The organism is Streptomyces sp. GS7, assembly GCF_009834125.1.
GTDB lineage: Bacteria > Actinomycetota > Actinomycetes > Streptomycetales > Streptomycetaceae > Streptomyces.
The window spans coordinates 6,201,182-6,222,017 of sequence record NZ_CP047146.1 but is presented as its reverse complement, the minus strand read 5'-3'; the positions used below and the strand labels follow the sequence as shown (position 1 = coordinate 6,222,017).

General features: G+C 72.8%; 18 protein-coding genes and 1 pseudogene. 6 read left to right on the top strand and 13 right to left on the bottom strand.

The features are described from left to right. The first annotated feature begins 13 nt into the window (after positions 1 to 13). Positions 14 to 601: a GNAT family N-acetyltransferase gene (locus tag GR130_RS27115; RefSeq protein WP_159507136.1), complete on the top strand. Its 588-nt coding sequence runs from the start codon at positions 14 to 16 to the stop codon at positions 599 to 601. An 11-nt stretch (positions 602 to 612) separates the two neighbouring features. Here GR130_RS27115 and GR130_RS27110 read toward each other — a convergent pair. Continuing rightward, positions 613 to 807 (bottom strand): annotated as a pseudogene (locus tag GR130_RS27110) (hypothetical protein); the annotation flags it as partial. 252 nt (positions 808 to 1,059) lie between these two features. Here GR130_RS27110 and GR130_RS27105 point away from each other — a divergent pair. Further along, the gene (locus tag GR130_RS27105) at positions 1,060 to 2,208 is read left to right on the top strand and encodes a HoxN/HupN/NixA family nickel/cobalt transporter (protein ID WP_236573527.1); all 1,149 of its coding nucleotides are present in this window, start codon (positions 1,060 to 1,062) and stop codon (positions 2,206 to 2,208) included. A 37-nt stretch (positions 2,209 to 2,245) separates the two neighbouring features. On the opposite strand, the gene GR130_RS27100 is transcribed toward GR130_RS27105, so the two are convergent. The 4 genes from GR130_RS27100 to GR130_RS27085 form a co-directional block, all read right to left on the bottom strand. Then, positions 2,246 to 2,464 (bottom strand): hypothetical protein, encoded by a 219-nt coding sequence (locus GR130_RS27100; protein ID WP_159507134.1) that lies wholly within the window; start codon positions 2,462 to 2,464, stop codon positions 2,246 to 2,248. 127 nt (positions 2,465 to 2,591) lie between these two features. After that, positions 2,592 to 4,163: a GMC family oxidoreductase gene (locus GR130_RS27095; protein WP_159507133.1), complete on the bottom strand. Its 1,572-nt coding sequence runs from the start codon at positions 4,161 to 4,163 to the stop codon at positions 2,592 to 2,594. A gap of 26 nt (positions 4,164 to 4,189) precedes the next feature. After that, positions 4,190 to 5,776, bottom strand: a complete 1,587-nt coding sequence (locus GR130_RS27090; RefSeq protein ID WP_236573525.1) for an APC family permease — start codon at positions 5,774 to 5,776, stop codon at positions 4,190 to 4,192. Beyond that, on the bottom strand, positions 5,773 to 7,242 hold the full coding sequence (locus GR130_RS27085) for an aldehyde dehydrogenase family protein (protein ID WP_159507132.1): 1,470 nt from the start codon (positions 7,240 to 7,242) through the stop codon (positions 5,773 to 5,775). The genes GR130_RS27090 and GR130_RS27085 overlap by 4 nt, the downstream gene beginning before the upstream one ends. 175 nt (positions 7,243 to 7,417) lie before the next feature. On the opposite strand from GR130_RS27085, the gene GR130_RS27080 reads away from it, so the two are divergent. Next, a complete protein-coding gene (locus tag GR130_RS27080; protein ID WP_159507131.1) occupies positions 7,418 to 7,852 on the top strand; it encodes a DUF6314 family protein in 435 nt (144 codons plus the stop codon). Between the two features lie 17 nt (positions 7,853 to 7,869). Here GR130_RS27080 and GR130_RS27075 read toward each other — a convergent pair whose 3' ends face one another. Both GR130_RS27075 and GR130_RS27070 read right to left on the bottom strand, forming a co-directional pair. Continuing rightward, on the bottom strand, positions 7,870 to 8,760 hold the full coding sequence (locus tag GR130_RS27075; RefSeq protein WP_159507130.1) for a class I SAM-dependent methyltransferase: 891 nt from the start codon (positions 8,758 to 8,760) through the stop codon (positions 7,870 to 7,872). A 10-nt stretch (positions 8,761 to 8,770) separates the two neighbouring features. Next, positions 8,771 to 9,514: an ATP-binding cassette domain-containing protein gene (locus GR130_RS27070; protein ID WP_159507129.1), complete on the bottom strand. Its 744-nt coding sequence runs from the start codon at positions 9,512 to 9,514 to the stop codon at positions 8,771 to 8,773. 298 nt (positions 9,515 to 9,812) lie between these two features. Between GR130_RS27070 and GR130_RS27065 the strand changes: the two genes are divergently transcribed. Continuing rightward, positions 9,813 to 10,631, top strand: a complete 819-nt coding sequence (locus GR130_RS27065; protein WP_159507128.1) for an SAM-dependent methyltransferase — start codon at positions 9,813 to 9,815, stop codon at positions 10,629 to 10,631. A 64-nt stretch (positions 10,632 to 10,695) separates the two neighbouring features. Here the strand turns inward: GR130_RS27065 and GR130_RS27060 are convergent, their stop codons facing one another. Together GR130_RS27060 and GR130_RS27055 are read right to left on the bottom strand one after the other, a co-directional pair. Continuing rightward, complete coding sequence (locus GR130_RS27060; RefSeq protein WP_159507127.1) at positions 10,696 to 11,604, bottom strand: helix-turn-helix domain-containing protein; 909 nt, start codon at positions 11,602 to 11,604, stop codon at positions 10,696 to 10,698. A 122-nt stretch (positions 11,605 to 11,726) separates the two neighbouring features. Further along, positions 11,727 to 11,969: a DUF397 domain-containing protein gene (locus tag GR130_RS27055; protein WP_159507126.1), complete on the bottom strand. Its 243-nt coding sequence runs from the start codon at positions 11,967 to 11,969 to the stop codon at positions 11,727 to 11,729. 211 nt (positions 11,970 to 12,180) lie between these two features. Between GR130_RS27055 and GR130_RS27050 the strand changes: the two genes are divergently transcribed. Beyond that, on the top strand, positions 12,181 to 12,717 hold the full coding sequence (locus GR130_RS27050) for an ATP-binding protein (protein ID WP_159507125.1): 537 nt from the start codon (positions 12,181 to 12,183) through the stop codon (positions 12,715 to 12,717). A 205-nt stretch (positions 12,718 to 12,922) separates the two neighbouring features. Here the strand turns inward: GR130_RS27050 and GR130_RS27045 are convergent, their stop codons facing one another. The 4 genes from GR130_RS27045 to GR130_RS27030 form a co-directional block, all read right to left on the bottom strand. After that, complete coding sequence (locus GR130_RS27045) at positions 12,923 to 13,927, bottom strand: carboxymuconolactone decarboxylase family protein (RefSeq protein WP_201305012.1); 1,005 nt, start codon at positions 13,925 to 13,927, stop codon at positions 12,923 to 12,925. A gap of 169 nt (positions 13,928 to 14,096) precedes the next feature. Further along, complete coding sequence (gene meaB, locus GR130_RS27040) at positions 14,097 to 15,101, bottom strand: methylmalonyl Co-A mutase-associated GTPase MeaB (RefSeq protein ID WP_159507124.1); 1,005 nt, start codon at positions 15,099 to 15,101, stop codon at positions 14,097 to 14,099. A gap of 10 nt (positions 15,102 to 15,111) precedes the next feature. Continuing rightward, positions 15,112 to 17,376 (bottom strand): methylmalonyl-CoA mutase, encoded by a 2,265-nt coding sequence (gene scpA, locus GR130_RS27035; RefSeq protein ID WP_159507123.1) that lies wholly within the window; start codon positions 17,374 to 17,376, stop codon positions 15,112 to 15,114. Then, entirely contained in the window at positions 17,376 to 19,292 is a 1,917-nt protein-coding gene (locus GR130_RS27030; protein WP_159507122.1) for a methylmalonyl-CoA mutase subunit beta, read from the bottom strand. The genes scpA and GR130_RS27030 overlap by 1 nt, the downstream gene beginning before the upstream one ends. A 246-nt stretch (positions 19,293 to 19,538) precedes the next feature. Here GR130_RS27030 and GR130_RS27025 point away from each other — a divergent pair, with 246 nt between their 5' ends. Next, on the top strand, positions 19,539 to 20,828 hold the full coding sequence (locus GR130_RS27025; protein ID WP_159507121.1) for a DUF4185 domain-containing protein: 1,290 nt from the start codon (positions 19,539 to 19,541) through the stop codon (positions 20,826 to 20,828). Positions 20,829 to 20,836: the final 8 nt, after the last annotated feature.

Sequence of the window (20,836 nt, the reverse complement as noted above, 5' to 3'; positions counted from 1 at the left end):
GCACGATGCCGCCATGACGATTCCCCCACGCATACCCGCCGTCGTACCGGCGGGCCGGATGGCGCGGCTCGGCCAGCCGGTCCTCGGCCTCCCGGGCGGCATGGAGCTGCGCCCGTGGCGCCTCTCCGACGCCGGCGCCCTGTTCGCGGCCGGCCAGGACCCGGCAATCCGCCGGTGGAACCGGATGGTTGTGGAGACGACGGACGACGCGTGCGAGCGGATCGCGAGGATGCGCCGGCGCTGGCAGGACGAGCTGAGCGCGATCTGGGCCGTCGCGCAGCCGGGCGGCGAGGCCGTGGGGCTCATCGGCTGGGGCGATATCGACCTCCACGGCGGCAGTGCCGAAATCCTGTACTGGATGCTGCCCGAGGCGCGGGGGAGCGGTGTGGTGGTCGAGGCCACCCGGCGGGTGAGCCACTGGGCGCTGAACGACCTCGGGCTGCACCGGCTGCGGCTGTGCCACTCGACGGCGAACCCGGCCTCCTGCCGGGTGGCGGTCAAGGCCGGGTTCTCCCTCGAAGGCACCATGCGCAGCGCGCTGCTGCACGCGGACGGGTGGCACGACGAGCATCTGCACGCCCTGGTGCAGGGCGACGTCTGAGGGCCGGACGGTCAGGCGGCGGCCGGCCCCGCGGCGGGGCGGCGGACCATGTCCAGGACCTCGTCGCGCAGCGGCGTCAGCGAACTCCCGTCGGGGGCATCGACGTTGAGGCGCAGCAGCGGTTCCGTGTTGGAGGGGCGGAGGCTGAACCAGCGGCCGTCGGCGAAGGCGACGGTGAACCCGTCCAGGCGGTCCATGGTGACTCCCGAGCAGCGGCCCTTCGGCCAGCGGCAGGGTGCCCCAAGTGGCCGGCGGAGTCGCGCCGCCGCGCGCCGGCAGGATGCGGAGCAGCTGGTGCGCTGAGTCGCGCCAGGGGGCGTGGCGCTGCCCCGTGATCCGAACCTGCCACGGGCTTTACTGCGAATTGGTTGCAAGTAAAATCTTGTCGCACAAAGGTAGGGGCGTACACGTATCTCCCGGCGGCGGCCGGGACAGCTTGGAAGAGAGCAGCGCCGCACATGACGACGTCCCCCTCCCTCACGCCGGCCAGTACGGCACAGCCCTCGCGCCGGCAGCGGATCGCCCGCTCGATGAGCCGGGCCGAGTGGGGGCGGATGGCGGGGATGGCCGGGTTCATTCTCGCGCTGCATGTGATCGGCTGGTTCACGCTGGTGGCGATCGTGGCGCCGCAGCACTACAGCCTGGGCACCAAGAGCTTCGGGGTGGGCATCGGCGTCACCGCCTACACGCTGGGCATGCGGCACGCCTTCGACGCCGATCACATCGCCGCCATCGACAACACCACCCGGAAGCTGATGCACGAGGGGAAGCGACCGTTGTCGGTCGGCTTCTGGTTCTCGCTGGGGCACTCCAGCGTGGTGTTCGCGCTGGCCCTGCTGCTCTCGCTGGGCGTCAAGGCGCTGGCCGGTCCGGTGAAGGACGACAACTCCCAGCTGCACGCGGTGACCGGGCTGATCGGCACCACCGTCTCCGGGGTCTTCCTCTATGTGATCGCCGCGATCAACATCGTGATCCTGGTGGGCATCTGGGGGGTCTTCCGGCGGATGCGGGCCGGTGACTTCGACGAGGCGGCGCTGGAGGAGCAGCTCGACAAGCGGGGGTTCATGAACCGGCTGCTGGGCCGGGTGATGAAGTCGATCACCAAGCCGTGGCAGATGTACCCGCTGGGGCTCCTCTTCGGGCTCGGATTCGACACCGCCACCGAGATCGCGCTGCTGGTGCTCGCCGGCTCCGGCGCCGCCTCCGGACTGCCGTGGTACGCGATTCTGTGCCTGCCGGTGCTGTTCGCGGCGGGCATGAGCCTGCTCGACACCATCGACGGGTCGTTCATGAACTTCGCGTACGGGTGGGCCTTCTCCAAGCCGGTCCGGAAGGTCTACTACAACCTCACCATCACCGGGCTGTCGATCGCCGTGGCCCTGATCATCGGCACCGTCGAACTCCTGGGGCTGCTCGCCGACAAGCTCGGGCTGCACGGCTTCTTCTGGGACTGGATCGCCGGCCTGGACCTGAACGTCATCGGCTTCGCCATCGTGGGCGTCTTCTTCGCCACGTGGGTCGTGGCGCTCGCCGTTTGGAAGTTCGGCCGCATCGAGGAGAAGTGGTCCGCGCAGGTCCGGCCGGCGGCGGAGCGGGCCGAAGGATGACCCAGGGCCTGTCCGACGGGTCAGGGTCGGACAGGCCCTAACGCCGGCCCGCCACCGGGGCCGTCGCCGTACCCGGCCGGGCGTCCTGGTGGGGGAAGCCGTCGCGGCGGTTGCGGTGCAGGGTGAAGCGGTCGAAGAGCACGGGGTGGGGGGGCGGGTCGGCGGGGCGTGCCCACAGCAGGGCGGAACCGGGGACCGCCGCCAGCGCGCCGGCCGCCGTGGCGCCGCGCAGCACCGATCGGTGTGAGGGCTGCATCACGTGTCGCCTCCTGGGCCTCGGGAAACGGAAGGAGGCTCACAGGAGCGGGGGACGGGCGCGGCCCCGGCGGTGGGAGGGCGGGGGAACGGGGGGTGAACTCAGCCTCGGGGACGGATATGCGGTGTCATTCGCCGCGGATCAGGTCGGCGCACCTCTCGCCGATCATCATCGTCGTGATGCACGGGTTGGTGGTCGTCAGGAGCGGCATCGCCGAACCGTCCGCCACCCGCAGCCCGGTGACGCCCTTGACGCGGAGCTGCGGGTCCAGTGGGGCGGCCGGATCGCTCGGGGCGCCCATCTGGACGGTGCAGGCCGGGTGGTAGACGGTGTTGTGGGTGGTGCGGATGTAGTCCAGCAGGTCGTCGTCGGTGCGCGCGGCGGGGCCCGGGGCGAGCTCGGTGCCGGCCCAATCGGCCATCGGGGCCTGGGAGACGATGTCGCGGGCCAGCCGGAGGCCGTAGGTCATCACCCGGACGTCGTGCTCGTCGGTGAAGTAGCGGGGGTCGACCTTCGGCTTGTCGCGGAAGTCGCGGGTCCGCAGCCGTACGGTGCCGCGGGAGCGGGCGCGGGTGACGTTCGGGGTGAGGCAGAACGCGTTCTCCGAGGTGGGGTAGCCGCGGCGGTAGGTGTTCATGTCGAAGGGCACCGAGCCGTAGTGGAACATCAGGTCGGGGCGGTCCAGGCCGGGCTCGGTGTCGTAGAAGATGCCGATCTCCCACCACTGCGTGGAGGAGTCCACCATCGGCTGCCGGGCGTCCCACATGATGACGCCCTCGGGGTGGTCCTGGAGGTTGGCGCCGACGCCCGGGGAGTCGACCAGCGGCTCGATGCCGGTGGCGCGGAGGTGGTCGGCCGGGCCGATGCCGGAGAGCATCAGCAGCTTGGGGGAGTCGATGGCGCCGCAGGAGACGACGACCTCGCGGCGGGCGCCGACGGTGCGGGTGTGGATCAGGTCGGGGGAGAGGTAGTCCACTCCGGTGCAGCGCCGCGCGGAGTCGAAGCGCAGCCGCTTGGCCTGGACTCCGGTGCGCACGTCGAGGTTGCGGCGGGTGCCCAGGACCGGGTGGAGGTAGGAGACCGAGGCGGACGAACGGGTGCCGTCGGGGCGGCAGTTGATCTGGAACCAGTTCGCGCCCCGGACGACGGTCTCGCCGGTGTTGAACGGGGTGGTGGGGATGCCCGCCGCCGCACAGGCTTCCAGCAGGGCGACCCCGCAGGGGTCCTTGGCCGGGACGGTGCGGAGGGTGACCGGGCCGCTGCGGCCGTGGTGGCCGCCGGGGGCGTCGTTGGTCTCCAGGCGCTGGAACAGCGGGAAGCAGTCCGCCGCGCTCCAGCCCGTACAGCCCCTGGCGGCCCACTCGTCGAGGTCTTCGGCGGGGGCCCAGAAGGCGATGCAGGAGTTGTGCGAGGAGCAGCCGCCCAGCACCCGGGCGCGGGCGTGCCGCATGAAGCTGTTGCCGTTCTCCTGCGGCTCGACGGGATAGTCCCAGTCGTAGCCGGATTCGAGGAGCGCCATCCAGCGGTCCAGCCGCAGGATGTTCTCGTCGCCGACGTCGGAGGGCCCGGCCTCCAGCAGGCAAACGGTGACGGACGGGTCCTCGCTGAGCCGGGCCGCGACGACGGCGCCGGCCGTGCCGCCGCCGACCACGACGTAGTCGAACGAGTCGAGCGGGTCCACCGGGGCTTCTCGGTCCATCGTGCCGTCTCCAGGTCGGGGGAGGGTCAGGGGGCGGTGTCGCCGCCGGCGTCGGCGGCGTGCGCGGCGAGGACGCCGGTGCGGTGGCGCTGGACGCACCAGTAGTAGCCGAAGCCGCCGAGCGCCACGACGCCGATGAACAGGAAGGCGCCCCAGCGCAGATACCAGTGCTGCGGGCCGGTCGCGTTGTAGACCGCGGCGCGCGGCCAGGCGAGGTTGACGGACATCCCCAGGCCCCAGAGGACGGCGAGGACGTTCACCGGCAGCCCGAACCTGCCGAGCGAGAACCGGCCGGGCACCGGCGTCCACCGCCCGCGCAGCCGCTGCACCAGCATCGGCAGCGTGACCAGCAGGTACGCCAGGTAGATCATGATGATCGCGATGCTGGTGATCACCGAGAAGATCTGCGGCTGGTTGACGTTGATGAGCAGGATGCCGACCCCGACGAGGCCGATGACGATCGCGGGCAGCACCGGCGTCTGGAAGCGCGGGCTCACCCTGGCGAGCAGGGACGACGCCGGGAGGTTGTTGTCGCGGGCCATCGCGAAGGCGAGCCGGATGCCCGCGGTGTGCACCGCCAGTTCGCAGACGGTGATCGCGATGACCACACACCACAGCACCAGCTGCCCCACGGTCGATCCCAGGGTGGAGAGCACCACGTACTGGAGTCCGTCCACCGACAGCTGCCGGGAGTGCAGATCGGGGACCGCCAGCAGGGCGAAGAGCAGGATCAGGCCGCCGATGACGAACGAGGCGACCAGCGCCCGCAGGATCGCGCGGGGCGCGTTGCGGGCCGGGTCCTTGGACTCCTCGCCGAGCGACGAGGCCGTGTCGAAGCCGTACATGACGTACGCGGAGGCCAGCGAGGCGGTCAGGAACGCGCCGAAGTAGCCCAGGCTCTCACCGCGGCCCAGGCCGAAGGTCTGGGTCACCGCGGCGGGCCCGCGGGTGATGTGCGCGCCGAGCAGCAGGATCAGCACGACGGCGGCGATCAACTCGATCGCGACACCGGCCGAGTTGATGCGTGCCATCAGCTTCACGCCGAACGCGTTGATCAGCGTGGTGAAGGCGATGAGCACCGCGCCGAGCAGCACCGCGTTGGCCGCCGCGTCGGTCTGCCCGGTGCCGTTGCCGATGAACTGGAACCACGACGAGATCTGCGGCAGCGTCACCTGATACGCCAGTGCCACCGCGGCCAGCGAGACCATCGAGGCGGTCAGCATCATCCAGCCGCCCAGCCAGCCCACGTGCGGACCGCCCAGTTGCTTGGCCCAGTTGTAGATCGAACCGGCCACCGGATAGCGGGCGGCCAGCTCGCAGAAGCACAGCGCCACCATCAGCTGGCCCGCGAAGACCATCGGCCAGGACCACCAGTACGCCGGCCCGCCGTGGCTGACGCCGAAGTAGAACAGCTGGAAGGTACCCGTGAGGATCGAGATGTAGCTGATGCCGGCGGCGAAGGTGTGGAAGTTGCCGAGGGTGCGCTTGAGTTCGGGCTTGTAGCCGAGCTCGGCGAGCGCGCCGTCGTCGTGGGAACCGCCGTCCGGCGCACCGTCCCCGCCGGGACCCGGGCGTACGGAACCGGGAGCGGAGTCGGATTCGGAGCCGGTCACTCGAACCACCTCTGCGGACGCGGGGCCGTGTTGCGCCAGATGTGCTTGGCCTCCTGGTACTCGGCCAGCCCGGCCGGCCCGAGCTCGCGCCCGATGCCGGACTGCTTCATCCCGCCCCACTCGGCCTGCGGGACGTACGGATGGAAGTCGTTGATCCACACGGTGCCCGCCCGCAGACGGGCGGCGATCCGGTGGGCACGCTCGCCGTCCTGCGTCCACACGGCCCCGGCCAGCCCGTACACCGTGTCGTTGGCGAGCGACACCGCCTCGTCCTCGTCCCGGAAGCGCTCCACGGTCAGCACCGGCCCGAACGACTCGTCGCGCACCACGGACATGTCCGGGGTGCACTCGTCCAGCACCGTGGGGAGGTAGTAGAAGCCGTCCGCCAGCTCCGGGTCGTCCGGCGCCCTGCCGCCGCAGCGCAGTACGGCGCCCTCCGCGATCCCGGCCGCCACATACGCCTCGACCTTCGCCCGGTGCGCCGCGGAGATCAGCGGACCGGTGCGGGCCAGCTCGTCGAACGGCCCACCCAGCGGGATCCGTTGGGCCCGCGCCACCACCTCCTCGACGAACTTGTCGTGCAACTGCTCCTGGACCAGCAGCCGGGCGCCCGCCGAGCAGACCTGCCCGGAATGCAGGAAGACCGCCATCAGGGCGTAGTCGACCGCGGTGTCGAAGTCGGCGTCCGCGAAGACGATGTTGGGGTTCTTGCCGCCCAGTTCGAGCGCGATCTTCTTGACGGTGGGCGCGGCGGCGGCCATGATCCGGCGGCCGGTGAGCAGCCCGCCGGTGAACGACACCATGTCCACCCGGGGATCCTCGGTCAGCGGCGCGCCCACGTCCGGGCCGGTGCCCAGCACCAGGTTGGCCGCCCCGTCCGGCACCCCCGCCTCCGCCAGCAGCCGCATCAGGTGGATCGCGGTGTGCGGGGTCAGCTCGCTCGGCTTGAGGACGAACGTGTTGCCGGTGACCAGGGCCGGGGCGACCTTCCAGGCGGTCTGCAGCAGCGGGTAGTTCCACGGCGTGATCAGCGCGCAGACCCCGACCGGCTCGTGCCGGACCGAGCTGTCGGTCTCCGTGGCGCCGGTGTCCACCACCCGGTCGGTACCGCCGGCCGCGCCGAGATTGCCGAAGTACCGGAAGCAGTTGGCGATGTCGTCCATGTCGTACGCGCTCTCCACCAGCCGCTTCCCGGTGTCCAGGGACTCGGCGCGGGCCAGCGTGTCCTTGTCGCGCTCCAGCAGTTCGGCGACCCGCAGGACGATGCGGCCCCGCTCGGCGGCCGGCGTGCGCGGCCAGGACCCGTCGTCGAACGCGATACGGGCGGCGGTGATCGCCGCCGCCACGTCCTCGGGCCCGCCCTCGTCGACGGTCGCGACCAGCCGGCCGTCCGCCGGGCAGCGGATCTCCCGCCCCCGCCCGTCGGCCGCTGCGGTCCACTGACCGCCGATGAACAGCTCCGGCATGGGGTGGGCCTCCGGTCTCGGTCTCCGGGCGGGCGGATGCGTAGCGGTAGCGATCTCGGTACCGAGCGTAGGACGGGCGCCAAAAGACCGCACGGCGCGCGGGGCCGGGGGAGAGGCCCGCGGGGCGGGTTGGGGCCGATGGGGTGACGGCGCGGCCCTCCGGGACAATGGCGGCATGCATCCGGTTCCCGACGCGGCCGCCTATCTGGCCGGCCGCTGGCACATCGAGCGCGCCGTGTACGACCTGCGGGCCGGCGCCGAGGGCAGCTTCCGGGGCACCGCCGACTTCCGCCCGGACGGCGCCGGCGGTGCCCTGCTGCACGTCGAGGAGGGCGAGCTGGCCTGGGGCGGGGCGGTACACCCGGCCACCCGCACGCTGCGGCTGCTGCCCCGGCCCGACGGCACCGCCGCCGTCACCTTCGCCGACGGCCGCCCCTTCCACGACCTGGATCTGCGGACCGGCCGCTGGACCGCCGGCCACCCCTGCGCCGAGGACCACTACGCCGGGACCTTCACCGCCGTCGGCGCCGACCGCTGGGACCTGGAGTGGCGGGTCGGCGGCCCGGCCAAGGACCAGCTGCTGCGGTCGGTGTACCGGCGCGGCGCCTGACCCCTGCCGGCGGCCGGCTACGGCTTCACCGCCTTCAGGGCGTACAGCAGCGGGATGATCGGCTCGGACGGTGGCAGCCGCCACCAGCCGTTCTCGGACGGCACCATCGACGGGAAGCGCGGCCAGGGCAGCAGCTCGGTCTCGCGGACCCGCCGGACCGTCAGCCCGGCCCCGACCACCGCCGAGACGACCTCGCCCACGCCGTGCCGCCACGAGTAGCTCGTCGTGGCGCCACGCAGCGGCGGACCGTCGGTGTACGTGGCGGGGGAGTCGCTCCGGATCGCGCCCCGGCCGGCCAGGTAGTCATGGCGCAGGACGAGGCGGCGGCCGTCCTCGTCCGGGCCCGGCGTCGGGCCCAGCGAGTCGAGCAGCGGATGGAACTCCACCAGGTAGAACGTCCCGCCCGGCCGCAGGAGTTCGGCGACGATGCCCGCCCAGACGGTGACGTCGGGGATGTAGCACAGCGCGCCCTTGCCGGTGTAGATCACATCGAACCGGCGGTCCCCGAGCGCCTCGACCGCCCGGTGCACATCCGCCCGGACGAACTCCATGTCCCGGCCCGCCTCGCCGGCCAGCCGACGGGCCTGGGCGACCGCCTCGGCGGAGATGTCGAGCCCCACCGCCCGCGCGCCCCGGTCGGCGAAGGCCGCCGTCTCGGTCCCCAGATGGCACTGCAGATGCAGCACATCGCGCCCGGCCAGCTCACCGAGGTCCGTCCACTCGAACGGCGCGAACCAGTCCTCGGCGGTCCGCGAGCCGTCCAGGCCGTAGAAGGCGCTGGCCACATGGACGGGCGTACGGGCGTCCCAGTTGGCCTGGTTGGCGCGCACCATCTCGTCGGTACTGGGGGCGCGGGGCGACGGGGCCGGGTGAGCGCTGGTCGGGGGCTCGCTCTGCTCTGTGGTCATACCCCCTCTTCTATCGGGCGCCCCCGCTCGCACACCAGGGCGCGGGTCGAGCCGCCCCGGCCCCCTGCGGGTCGCCGTTGCCGGCGGTGGTCACCGTCCCCCGGGCGAGCGTCACCCGCCGGGGCGCGCGCCGGGCCAGGGCGTCGTCCTCGGTGGCGATGACGCAGGTGAGCCGTCGCTCGCTCCACAACCGGGCCAGCAGCTCGGTGAACTCCGCGCGCGCGGCGGCGGGCAGGCCGGCGGTCGGCCGGTCCGCCAGCAGCGCGGTGGGCCGCTTGACGAGAGCCCGCGCCAGCGCGGCACGGCGCCGGGCCTGGGCGTCCAACTCGCCCGGCAGGAAGTCCATATGGCCCGACAGCCCGACTTCGTCCAGCGCGTCGCCGGCCAGTTCCCAGCGGTCCGCGGGGTGCAGCCGCAGGGGGACGAGGGCGCTGGACACGTTCTGGCGGGCGGTGAGGCCCGTTACCAGCCCGGCGTCGGGGCCCGGGCCGAGCAGGCCGATGGACTCGGTGCGGATCCGGGCGAGCCGGGACTCGGTCACCGTGGCCAGATCCGTGCCGTCGAGTTCGACGCTGCCGTGGGTGGGGCGCTCCAGCCCCGCCAGGATCCGCAGCAGCGTCGACCTGCCCCCGCCGGGCGGCCCCTGGAGGACGAGGGTGCCGCCGTCCTCGACGTAGAGCCCGATTCCGTCCAGCGCCCGCACCACGTCGCCGCCGTCGCGGTAGCACTTGGTCACGCCGGTCAGGTGGTACATGGTGCACGCTCCTCCAGGACCGCGGGGCTGTGGGCCGCGGGCCTGGTGTCACCGTAGGGGCGGGGTGTGACGGGGTGATGAGCGGAGAGTGAGAGGTCGATGAGAAAACGGGGCGTTCCGGGCGAAGGGTGAACCGGGACGGGGTGCCGGCCCCGCCGCATCGGCCTCTCCCGCCCCTGGCGTCGCGCACCGGAATTCCGCTGCGGAGCGCAACACCCCTGTTGCGGTGGGTATGTTGGACGCCGCACAGAGTGGTCGTGCCGCTACCGGCGCCGTGTCCCGACGGGAAGAGTGTGGAATGAGCCAAGATATCCAGCCGCAGTCCAGCACCGTCGATGTGAGCATCCCGAGTGTCGCACGGATGTACGACTACTACCTCGGCGGCAAGGACAACTACGCCGTCGACCGCGAGGCGTGCGAGGAGCTGAGCAAGGTCGTGCCCAGCACCCAGGTGCTGGCGATCAACAACCGGCGATTCCTGCGGCGCGTGGTCCGCTGGCTGGCCCAGGAGCACGGCATCCGGCAGTTCGTCGACCACGGATCGGGCCTGCCGACCCAGGACAACGTCCACCAGGTCGCCCAGCAGATCGACCCCGACTCCCGTGTGGTGTACGTCGACAACGACCCGATCGTGCTGGCGCACGGCCGGGCGCTGCTGGAGGAGAACGAGAACACCGCCGTCATCCAGGCCGACATGCGGGACACCGAGGGCATCTTCGGCCACCCGGAGGTCGAGCGGCTGATCGACCTCAAGGAGCCGGTCGCCGCGCTGTTCGTGTCGGTGCTGCACTGCATCCCGGACGCGGACGACCCGGCGGCGCTGGTCCGCCGGGTCGCCGAACGGCTGGTGCCGGGAAGTTTCCTGGTGGTGTGTCAGCTGGTGAGCGAGGACGCCGCGACCCGGGACTTCGTCACCGAGTTCATGCGGGTGAGCACCCACGGCAACTGGGGCCGGGTGCGGCAGGAGTACGAGCTGCGGGCGTTCCTGGACGGGCTGGAGATCCAGGAGCCGGGGCTGGTGGAGGTGTCCACGTGGCTGCCGGACGCCTCGGACGTCGGCCCGAAGCAGCTGACCAAGGAGTGGATCGAGTTCGGCGGGGTCGCGCGGAAGCCGTAGTCCCGGCAGGGGCGGTGAGCCGGCAGGGGAGGCGAGGACGTCGCCTCCCCTTCGGGCGGACGTGTCAGCTGTACTGCCCGAGCAGCCGGTCGAGTATCGCCAGCGACTCGCGCGGTGACTCGGCCTGGGCGCTGAGCCGGTCCATCACCGCCAGGTAGTGATCGACGTCGTCGCGCTTGTCGAGATAGAGCGCGCTGGTCAGCTGCTCCAGGTAGACGATGTCCGGGAGATCCGGCTCCAGGAAGCGGAGGATGGTGATCGGGCCGCCCGCCGCGGCGAGGCCGCCGAGGGCGAAGGGGGCTATCTGGAGGGTGACGTTGGGCAGTTGGGCGACGGTCAGCAGATGGCCGAGCTGATCGGCCATCACCTCGTCGCCGCCGAGCGGACGCCGCAGGCACGCTTCGTCGATGACGGCCCAGAACCGCGGCGCGTCATTGGCGGTCAGCAGCTTCTGCCGCTCCAGGCGCAGCCGCACCCGCTGCTCGGTCTCCTCGGGGCCGGCCCCGGGATGCCCCAGCCGGGAGACGGCGCGGGCGTAGTCGGCGGTCTGCAACAGGCCTGGTACGAACTGGACTTCGTAGGTGCGGATGACCGAGGCGGCCTCTTCGAGGCCGATGTGGGTCTCGAACCAGCTGGGCAGCACATCGCTGTACTGGTGCCACCAGCCGGGGGTGCTGGTACGGCGGGCGAGGGTGAGGAATCCGGCGCGGGCCTCGGCCTCCGTGACGTCGTAGAGCGTCAGCAGATCGGCGACATCGCGCTCCTTGCAGCCCACCCGGCCCAGTTCCAGCCGGCTGATCTTGGCGTGGGAGGCGCGGATGTGGTCCCCGGCGGCCTCGCGGGTGATGCCCGCGGCTTCCCGGAGTCTGCGCAGCTGGGTGCCCAGCACGATGCGCAGTACGGTCGGGCCGCCCCTCGGATGTTCCAGATAGCGGCGCAGGGACGGTTCGCTGCTCGGCTGCGCGGCGCTCATGCTGACTCCCCTGAGTGGTCGGGCGAACGCCCAGTGTCCCATTGCCTGTTGCGGTCGTACAGCCGTGCCGACTATCCGGCCGACATATGCCTGAGTCTCGTCGGCCGGTGGCCGTCCCGCGGTCAGTCGCGGGCGATCAGATGGTCGAAGTCGCCGTCCTTGGCGCCCTGGACGAAGGCCGCCATCTCGTCGTGGGTGTAGATCAGCGCGGGGCCCGCGGGGTGCCGCGAGTTGCGTACCGCGACTCCGCCGTCGGGAAGAAGCGCCAGTTCAACGCAGTTGCCACTGGGGTTGCTGCGGCGGCTCTTGCGCCAGACCGCACCGTCGATGCCGGTCGCCGGCATGCCGTTGGTCATCGATTCCATCAGAGCTGCTCCCTTGCCGGATGGTGCTCTCGGTACCGGTCCGGGGCGCGATCGCCGTGGCGTGATCCCGTCCCTGGACTGCCGTCCTTGCCGAGGTAATTGCAGATGCACTTGCAGCGAGGGACGGTTGACGAGGATATTAGCCCTCCGGAGCAGCCCCGCCCAGAGTTGCCGACGCGCCCAGCCCCGTACGCCCCTCGCGGAGATCGTGATGACCACATATCCGGCAGAGCCCGAGCACGACGCCCTTCGGGAGGGAGCGATACCGGTAGCGGAGCGGGGCAACGGTGCGGCGCACGGCGGCTGGTGGATGCCGGGGGCGAACGACTTCGCGGCCTGTGCGCTCAGCGGATCGGCGTGCACCGTGGCGGAGGCGCGGCAGTTCACCCGGACCACGCTCCAGGGCTGGCGGATGTGCCCCGGACTCGCCGATGACGCGGTGCTGGTCGTCTCCGAACTCGTCACCAACGCGCTGCGATACGGCGCCGGCGAGACCCGACGCACCCTCAACTACGCCAGTCCCGAACCGTTTTGCCAGGCATGGCTGGCGCTGACCCGGCAGGAGCACAGTGTGCTGTGCGCCGTCTCGGACGCCGGTGCCACCGCGCCCGTCCTCCGGGACCGGGACGAGCTGGCCGAGTCCGGACGCGGGCTGCACCTCGTCGAGCTGCTCAGCGACGCCTGGGGGTGGACACCGCCGGACCGCGCGGGCAAGACGGTGTGGGCGACGGTGTCGGCGCGCGGCTGACGCGGCGGTGCGCTTCCGGGATCCGGGCGTGGCGTGCGCCATGGCGACAACGCACCTTCTCCGCAACCGAGTTCAGGGGATTCCGTGGATTGCCGTCGAAGAGCCCGCGCGCGAGTCCTGCGGATAGCTGCCTGCCCTCATGATGGCTCCCCGGGCCCGGTCGGAGGGTTGTCACCCGACATACTCGGCATCCGGTCCGGACGCGTCATGGGTGCGGCTGCTCAGGTCCGCCGGTGAGTGTCCGTGCGCGGGGCGGCGGGGCGAGGCGCGCCTCGACGCGGTCGACGGCGGTATGGGCGCCGAACGCGGCGAGGCGGAGCAGGTCGGCATCGCCCGAGATGCCGACGGGCGCCGTGGAGCGCCAGAACTCCACGTCAGCGGCGGCGAGCTGGTCCGGTGCGAGGGCGGTCAGCAGGGCCAGTGCGGCGGCCGGGCGGTCGGCGCCGCGGAGCCCGGTGAGCGCGTCATAGAGCCAGGACCGGGCCGCGGGGTGACGGCTGGTCGGTTCGCCGCCGGGTGGGCGGAGTCCGTGCTCGGCCACCGTGGTCCGCACCCGAGCCCGGACGGCGTCGGTCAGGGCGGGGTGGTCGGCGTCCATGGCGACGGCACGGAGTGCGGCGAGCGCGGTGCGCGGGGGTGTGGCGCCGGCGCCTCCCGGCAGATCGCCGGCCGGCAGGCGGGCCGGGCGCCGCCACGGCGGTCCGAACCGCGGCACCCGCCCGGTCAGCAGGGCCCCGGCGAGGCGGTTGAGGAAGTGGCACACCAAGGCGGTGGCGAGGTATTCGGGGAGGTGGTCCGCGGCCGGGAGGGCGGCGCCCGGGGTGGCGGTGGCCGCGCCCCAGGCCAGCGGTTCCGCGTGGGCGGCATCGTCCGGGGTACCGCCGGTGCGCACGGTCCGGGCCAGGGCGGGGTGGCCGGCGGCCCGGAGCGTGCGGGCATGGGTGTGCAGGCAGGGCGCGCAGCGGTTGGCCCGCGCCACGCCCGCCGCCACCAGCTCCCGGGCCGTGCGCGGGGCGCGGCCGGTCACCAGGCAGGCGCGTACCGCGACCCACGTCGCGTCGAGGAGAGCGGGCGCGGGGGAGAGGAGGCGGAACTCCGCCGGGGCTGAGCTGAGGCCGAAGGCGCGCGCCAACTCCCGCTGGACGGCGGTGCGTCGACCGCCCTCCGCGGTCGGGTCCACGGGGGAGGTGAAGCGGAAGGGGCTCGGCACGGCGGTCTCCAGTTCTGGGTGAGGCGGCCCCGCACGGCCGCCTCCGGAACCGATCCTCGCCGCCCGATCGCCGCGGATCGTCCTCCGCAGGGCGGCCGTTGCCCCTACCGCACCCGGAGCGCGTACGGGCCCCGCCTACTCCTGCGGGAGTAGCGGGACCCGTACGGGCTCACCCTCCGGCGCCGGGATCCGCCAGCCCGAACGCCGCCAGCAGCCGTTCCGCCGCCAGGGTCGCGGTGATCTCGCCGTCGCGGACCGCCCGTTCGATGCCGGGCCCCAGCCGGCGCACCTCCGGATGGTCCTGGAGGCGGTCGATCAGCCGGTCGCGGACCATCGACCAGGTCCAGTCGACCTGCTGCGCGCGGCGCCGTTCGGCCAGTGCGCCGGTGGAGTCCAGCAGGGTGCGGTGCTGCTCGATCCGCTCCCACACCGCCTTCAGGCCGGTGCCCTCGCGGGCGCTGCACGTGAGGACCGGCGGGGTCCAGACCGCGTCGGCAGGCTGCAACAGCCGCAGCGCACCGGCCAGTTCGCGGGCCGCGGCGCGGGCGTCCCGCTCGTGCGGACCGTCCGCCTTGTTCACGGACACCAGGTCCGCCAGCTCCAGTACGCCCTTCTTGATGCCCTGGAGCTGGTCGCCGGTGCGGGCCAGGGTCAGCAGCAGGAAGGTGTCGACCATGTTGGCGACGGTGGTCTCCGACTGGCCGACCCCGACCGTCTCCACCAGGACGACGTCGTAGCCCGCCGCCTCCATCACCACGATCGACTCGCGGGTCGCCCGCGCCACCCCGCCCAGCGTGCCGGACGTCGGGGAGGGGCGGACGAACGCCGCGGGGTCGGTCGCCAGCCGCTCCATCCGGGTCTTGTCGCCCAGGATGGAGCCGCCGGTACGGCTGGACGACGGGTCGACGGCGAGCACCGCCACCCGGTGCCCCAGGCCCGTCAGCAGCGAGCCCAGCGCGTCGATGAAGGTCGACTTGCCGACGCCCGGGACGCCGCTGATGCCCACCCGGCGGGCCGCACCGGAGTACGGCAGCAGCCGGATCAGCAGCTGCTGGGCCGCCGCGCGGTGATCGGGCCGGGTGGACTCGACCAGCGTGACCGCGCGGGCGATCCAGGCGCGGGAACCCGCCCGGACCCCTTCGGCATACCGGTCGACATCGATCCTCGCAGGCATGACCCCCCGCTCACAGCTCGTGGCCGAGGACCGCCGCCAGGTCCTTCACCAGGTCGTGGGCCGCGTCCGGGATGACCGTGCCCGGCAGGAAGACCGCCGCGGCGCCCATGTCGCGCAGCGGCTGGACGTCCTGCGGCGGGATCACCCCGCCGACCACGATGGTGATGTCCTCCCGGTCCTCCGCGGCCAGTGCCTCGCGCAGCGCGGGCACCAGGGTGAGATGACCGGCCGCGAGCGAGGAGACGCCGACGATGTGGACGTCGGCCTCCACCGCCTGGCGGGCCACCTCGGCCGGGGTCTGGAACAGCGGGCCGACATCGACGTCGAAGCCCAGGTCGGCGAAGGCCGTGGCGATCACCTTCTGGCCGCGGTCATGGCCGTCCTGGCCCATCTTGGCCACCAGGATGCGCGGCCGGCGCCCCTCGGCACGCTCGAACTCGGCCACCAGGTCCCGGGTGCGCTCGACACCGGAGGACGGGCCCGCTTCGTCTCGGTACACACCCGAGATGGTACGGATCTGGCTCGAGTGGCGTCCGTAGACCGCCTCCAGGGCGTCGGAGATCTCACCGACGGTCGCCATGGCCCGCGCCGCGTCCACCGCGAGCGCCAGCAGATTGCCCTCAAGTCCCGTACCGGGGCCGGACCGTGCCGCCGCGGTCAGCGCCCGCAGCGCCGCCTGGCAGGCGTCCTCGTCGCGCTCGGCCCGCAGCCGCTCCAGCTTCTCGATCTGCTGGGCGCGCACCGCGGAGTTGTCGACCTTGAGGACCTCGATCTCCTCGTCCGTCTCCACCCGGTACTTGTTGACGCCGATCAGCGCCTGCCGCCCCGAGTCGATCCGCGCCTGCGTACGGGCCGCCGCCTCCTCGACCCGCATCTTCGGGATGCCCGCGTCGATCGCCTTGGCCATGCCGCCGGCCGCCTCCACCTCCTCGATGTGCTGCCAGGCCCGGCGCGCCAGATCGTGCGTGAGCCGCTCGACGTAGGCGCTGCCGCCCCACGGGTCGATGACCCGGCAGGTGCCCGACTCCTGCTGGAGGAACAGCTGCGTGTTGCGGGCGATCCGCGCCGAGAAGTCCGTGGGCAGCGCCAGCGCCTCGTCGAGGGCGTTGGTGTGCAGCGACTGGGTGTGGCCCTGGGTCGCGGCCATCGCCTCCACACACGTCCGGGTGACGTTGTTGAAGACGTCCTGCGCGGTCAGCGACCAGCCCGAGGTCTGCGAATGGGTGCGCAGCGAAAGGGACTTGGGGTTCTTCGGGTCGAACCGCTGGACCAGCCGCGCCCACAGCAGCCGGGCCGCGCGCAGCTTGGCGATCTCCATGAAGAAGTTCATGCCGATCGCCCAGAAGAAGGACAGCCGCGGGGCGAAGGAGTCCACGTCCATCCCCGCCGCCAGACCCGCGCGCAGATACTCGACCCCGTCCGCGAGCGTGTAGGCCAGCTCCAGGTCGGCCGTCGCACCCGCCTCCTGGATGTGGTAGCCGGAGATCGAGATGGAGTTGTAGCGCGGCATCTTCTGCGAGGTGTACGCGAAGATGTCGGAGATGATCCGCATCGAGGGCTGCGGCGGATAGATGTAGGTGTTGCGGACCATGAACTCCTTGAGGATGTCGTTCTGGATGGTCCCGGCCAGCTTCTCGGGCGGTACGCCCTGTTCCTCGGCGGCCACGATGTAGAGGGCGAGAACGGGCAGCACCGCGCCGTTCATCGTCATCGACACCGTCATCTTGTCCAGCGGGATGCCCTCGAAGAGCTGCCGCATGTCGTAGATCGAGTCGATGGCGACGCCCGCCATGCCGACGTCGCCGGTCACCCGCGGGTGGTCGCTGTCGTAGCCGCGGTGCGTCGGCAGGTCGAAGGCGACCGACAGGCCCTTCTGGCCGGCGGCGAGATTGCGCCGGTAGAAGGCGTTGGACTCCTCGGCGGTGGAGAACCCCGCGTACTGCCGGATGGTCCAGGGCTGGTTGACGTACATCGTCGGGTACGGACCGCGCAGATACGGCGCGATGCCCGGATACGTGCCCAGGAAGTCCAGCCCGTCGAGATCCGCCTCGGTGTACAGCGGCTTGACGTCGATGCCCTCCGGCGTCTCCCAGGTCAGGTCCGCCGCGCTTTTGCCGGTGGCCTGCTGGACGGCCTGTGCCCACCCGTCGGCGTCGGACGTGGCGGCCGGATCGCCCAGCTCGATCCCGCTGAAGTCCGGGACGGCGCCGGACTGCGCCGGGGTGCCGAGCGGCGATCGGCCCACGGCGCCCACTTGTTGTGCCGTCTCCTTCATCACGCCACCTCCGTGACATCCAGGGCCGAGGTCAGCACCCCGACCGCGTCGCAGCCCGCGAACACGAACGCGTCCACACCGGCCGCCACGAACTCCTCCCGGCGCTCACCCGGCTTGCCCGCGAGGTGGACCCGCACCGCCCCGGCCGACTTCAGCGCCGCCACCACCTCGGCCGCCTGCTCGGCGTACACCGCGTCGCTGGAGCACACCGCGGCGATCCGGGCACCGCTCGCCGCGAACGCCGCGGCCACCGACCCCGCCGTCACCTGCTCCGAGGCAGTCTCGATCCCGCCCGCCTGGAAGAGGTTGGCGGCGAACGCCACCCGAGCGGTGTGCGCCGCGACCGGGCCGAGAGCGGCCAGGAAGACCCTGGGGCGCTCCCCGGTGGCCGCCGCATGCGCATCGGACCGCGACCGCAGCGCCTCGTAGGCATCGTCCCTGCGCACCCGCGGCAGCCCGCCGGGACCCCGGCCGGCCGGCGCGGGGACCGGCTCGCGGTGCACCGGCGGCTCGGCCAGATGCGGGAACTCGCTGACACCGGTGATCGGTTCGCGGCGGTGCGCCAGGTCCTCGCTGCGCCGCCGCCAGGTCGCCGCCAGCCGGTCGCCCAGCATCCCGGAGCGCAGCGCCGCGGCCTGGCCGCCCGCGCCCTCGATCTCCTGGAAGAACTCCCAGCCCGCGCGGGCCAGTTCGGCGGTCAGCTGCTCCACGTACCAGGAGCCGCCCGCCGGGTCGATCACCTTCGACAGATGTGACTCCTCCAGCAGCACCGACTGGGTGTTGCGGGCGATCCGCCGGGCGAACGCGTCCGGCAGGCCCAGCGCGGCGTCGAACGGCAGCACCGTCACCGCGTCCGCGCCGCCCACGCCCGCGGACAGCCCAGCGACCGTGGTGCGCAGCATGTTCACCCACGGATCCCGACGGGTCATCATGACCGTTGAGCTGACGGCGTGTTGACGCTGCGCGGCGGCGCCCGGCGACACCCCGCACACCTCCGCGACCCGCGCCCACAGCCGCCGCGCGGCGCGCAGCTTGGCGATGGTCAGGAACTGGTCGGCGGTGGCGGCGTAGCGGAACTCCAGCTGCCGGCAGGCGTCGTCGATCCCGAGACCGGCCTCGGTCAGCTGCCGCAGATACGCCACGCCGGTGGCCAGCGACGCGCCCAGCTCCTCGGCCGCCGAACCGCCCGCCTCGTGATACGGCAGCGCGTCGACGGCCACCGCCCGCAGCCGGGGCACCTCGCCGGCGCAGCGCACGGCCAGCCGCGCGGTCGCCGCCAGCAGGCCCGGCAGCGCTCCGTCGTCGCCCGTACGGGCCAGCACGCCGAGCGGATCGGCGCCCAGAGAGCCGCCGCCCTCCGGCAGCGCCGCACCGGATTCCCGGTACAGCTTCAGCAACTCCTCGGCGGCGGCCTCGCATTCGGCCCCCGCGTCCAGCACCACCGGCGCCAGGTCCAGATAGACGCCGCGCAGCGCCTCCGCCAGCCCCGCCACCGGTACGCCGCCGTCGCCGACGGCCAGCCACACCGAGGTGACGCCGTTCTCCAGATCGGCGAGCAGCGCCTCGTTCACGCGCCGCGGATCGGTGCCGACCTGGCGCTGGCGGACGTCCCACCCGGAGACGGCGGTGCCCTCGGGGCGTCCCGCCCGTACGAACGGGGGGAAACCGGGGTGCCCGAGGGCGGCCGGGGCGTCCTCGGCCGTATACAGCGGGCGGATGCGGATCCCGTCCTGGAGATCCGTGGCGAGCGCGTCCTCGGCGGCGGCACCGTCCCCCAAGCTCTCAACGAGCAGGGGGGACCCCCATCCGGCGACGGCTGATTTTCGGAGCACGCCCTCGACGAGACGCTGCCACTGCGCTCGATCGGCGTCCGGGAAGGCGGCGGCCAGGGGGAGTTCGGGGGACTCGGCGGTCATGGCAGCAGGCTAGGCGAACGACCGTTAGCTGGAGCAGGGGCAACCGCTGTGACCTTGCACTCGTTGCCCCGGCCCGCCCCGGCGCGCTACAGGAATCCGCCCCTCCGCACCGTTGTCAACCCCCGGGACGGGCGATTTCCGCCGCCGAGGACCGCAACGCCCCGCCCGCCACCGTGTCGGCCGGATGACCCGGATTGCCGGTCTCCGCGGCGGTAGCGTGGGCCCGGCACCACACCGAGGAGCGGAATGCCCAGGCCGACCGTCACCCGCACCACGATCGCCGCCGCCCCCCTCCTGCTGATCCTCCTGCTCACCGCCGTCGCCCTGCTGGTTCCGGCGCTGCCGCCGGCTGCCCGGGACCGCGCCGCCTGCACGGGGCGCATCCCCGCCTCCTGGTCCGCCGACCCGGTACCCACCGACGCGTTCGCCCGCTACGGCGACGACAACACCCGCACCGACGACTGGACCGGCGGCGACGGCACCCACTCGGTGCGCCTCCCGGACGGACGCATCCTCTGGCTGTTCTCCGACACCTTCCTCGACCGGGTGCACCCACCGCCCAACCCCCAAGGCCAGCCCTATAGTTGGCGCACCGCGGACATCGGTGGCATCCCCTACCTCCGGCACAACTCGCTGGTGGTGACGTCCCCCGCGGGCCGCCCGGAGCGCACCCTCACCGGCGGCGGGCCGGCCGCCCCCGGCCCGTTCTTCCCCGACCCGCCCGGCGGCGGCTGGCGCTGGCCGGTCCACGCGCGCGTGGAGCCCCGCATCCCCGGCTCGCCCGAGAAGGTGGTCCGGGTCCTGCTGTGGAACCGCGTCCCCGGCACCGGCACCTGGGTCTTCGGGGTGCCCCACACCACCGAGGTCGCCACCCTCTCCCTGCCCGGCCTCCACCTGGAGGGCATCAGCCGGACCGTCGAGGCGGCCACGGTCGCCGACCCGGGCCGCCGCGTCCTCTACGGCGCCGCGGCCGTCGCCGACCGCGGCCGGACCTATGTCTTCGGAGGCGACGACCCGCCCGCGTCCCCCGCCGACAGCGCCTATCTCGCGCGGGTCCCGGACGGGCGGCTCGCGGACCGCGCGGCCTGGCGCTTCTGGGACGGCGCCCACTGGCAGCGGCGGCCCGAGCGGGCCGCGCCGGTACTGCGCGGCGGCGGCCGGCGGGGCATCGGCAGCGCCTTCACCGTCGTCCGCGACGGTGCGACCTGGCTGCTTTTCACGATGGACACCCCCGCCGGCGGCACCGCCGGCCTCCGCACGATCACCAGCTACTGGTCCTGCTCGCCCCAGGGGCCCTGGCACGGCCCCAACGGGCGGATCACTCCGCCGCGGCCCGCAGGCCCCGACCCGGGGCGCATCGCCGTCTACAACCCGCAGGCGCACCCGGAACTCACCGCAGGCGGCGCCCTGTTGCTCAGCTACGACGTCAACTGGCTCGGCCCGCCCGGCGTCCCCGCGGACCCGCAGGTCAACGGCGATGTCGCCCTCTACCGGCCGCGCTTCCTGCGCGTGCGGACGGCGCCCGCCAAGCCCTGAAGCGGGCG

Coding starts and splice junctions, on each gene's coding strand:
- GR130_RS27075 (WP_159507130.1), bottom strand. CDS start 8,760: ATGACCACAGAGCAGAGCGAGCCCCCGACCAGCGCTCACCCGGCCCCG.
- GR130_RS27025 (WP_159507121.1), top strand. CDS start 19,539: ATGCCCAGGCCGACCGTCACCCGCACCACGATCGCCGCCGCCCCCCTC.
- GR130_RS27105 (WP_236573527.1), top strand. CDS start 1,060: ATGACGACGTCCCCCTCCCTCACGCCGGCCAGTACGGCACAGCCCTCG.
- GR130_RS27085 (WP_159507132.1), bottom strand. CDS start 7,242: ATGCCGGAGCTGTTCATCGGCGGTCAGTGGACCGCAGCGGCCGACGGG.
- GR130_RS27095 (WP_159507133.1), bottom strand. CDS start 4,163: ATGGACCGAGAAGCCCCGGTGGACCCGCTCGACTCGTTCGACTACGTC.
- GR130_RS27070 (WP_159507129.1), bottom strand. CDS start 9,514: ATGTACCACCTGACCGGCGTGACCAAGTGCTACCGCGACGGCGGCGAC.
- GR130_RS27055 (WP_159507126.1), bottom strand. CDS start 11,969: ATGGAATCGATGACCAACGGCATGCCGGCGACCGGCATCGACGGTGCG.
- meaB (WP_159507124.1), bottom strand. CDS start 15,101: ATGCCTGCGAGGATCGATGTCGACCGGTATGCCGAAGGGGTCCGGGCG.
- GR130_RS27080 (WP_159507131.1), top strand. CDS start 7,418: ATGCATCCGGTTCCCGACGCGGCCGCCTATCTGGCCGGCCGCTGGCAC.
- scpA (WP_159507123.1), bottom strand. CDS start 17,376: ATGAAGGAGACGGCACAACAAGTGGGCGCCGTGGGCCGATCGCCGCTC.
- GR130_RS27050 (WP_159507125.1), top strand. CDS start 12,181: ATGACCACATATCCGGCAGAGCCCGAGCACGACGCCCTTCGGGAGGGA.
- GR130_RS27030 (WP_159507122.1), bottom strand. CDS start 19,292: ATGACCGCCGAGTCCCCCGAACTCCCCCTGGCCGCCGCCTTCCCGGAC.
- GR130_RS27065 (WP_159507128.1), top strand. CDS start 9,813: ATGAGCCAAGATATCCAGCCGCAGTCCAGCACCGTCGATGTGAGCATC.
- GR130_RS27115 (WP_159507136.1), top strand. CDS start 14: ATGACGATTCCCCCACGCATACCCGCCGTCGTACCGGCGGGCCGGATG.
- GR130_RS27100 (WP_159507134.1), bottom strand. CDS start 2,464: ATGCAGCCCTCACACCGATCGGTGCTGCGCGGCGCCACGGCGGCCGGC.
- GR130_RS27060 (WP_159507127.1), bottom strand. CDS start 11,604: ATGAGCGCCGCGCAGCCGAGCAGCGAACCGTCCCTGCGCCGCTATCTG.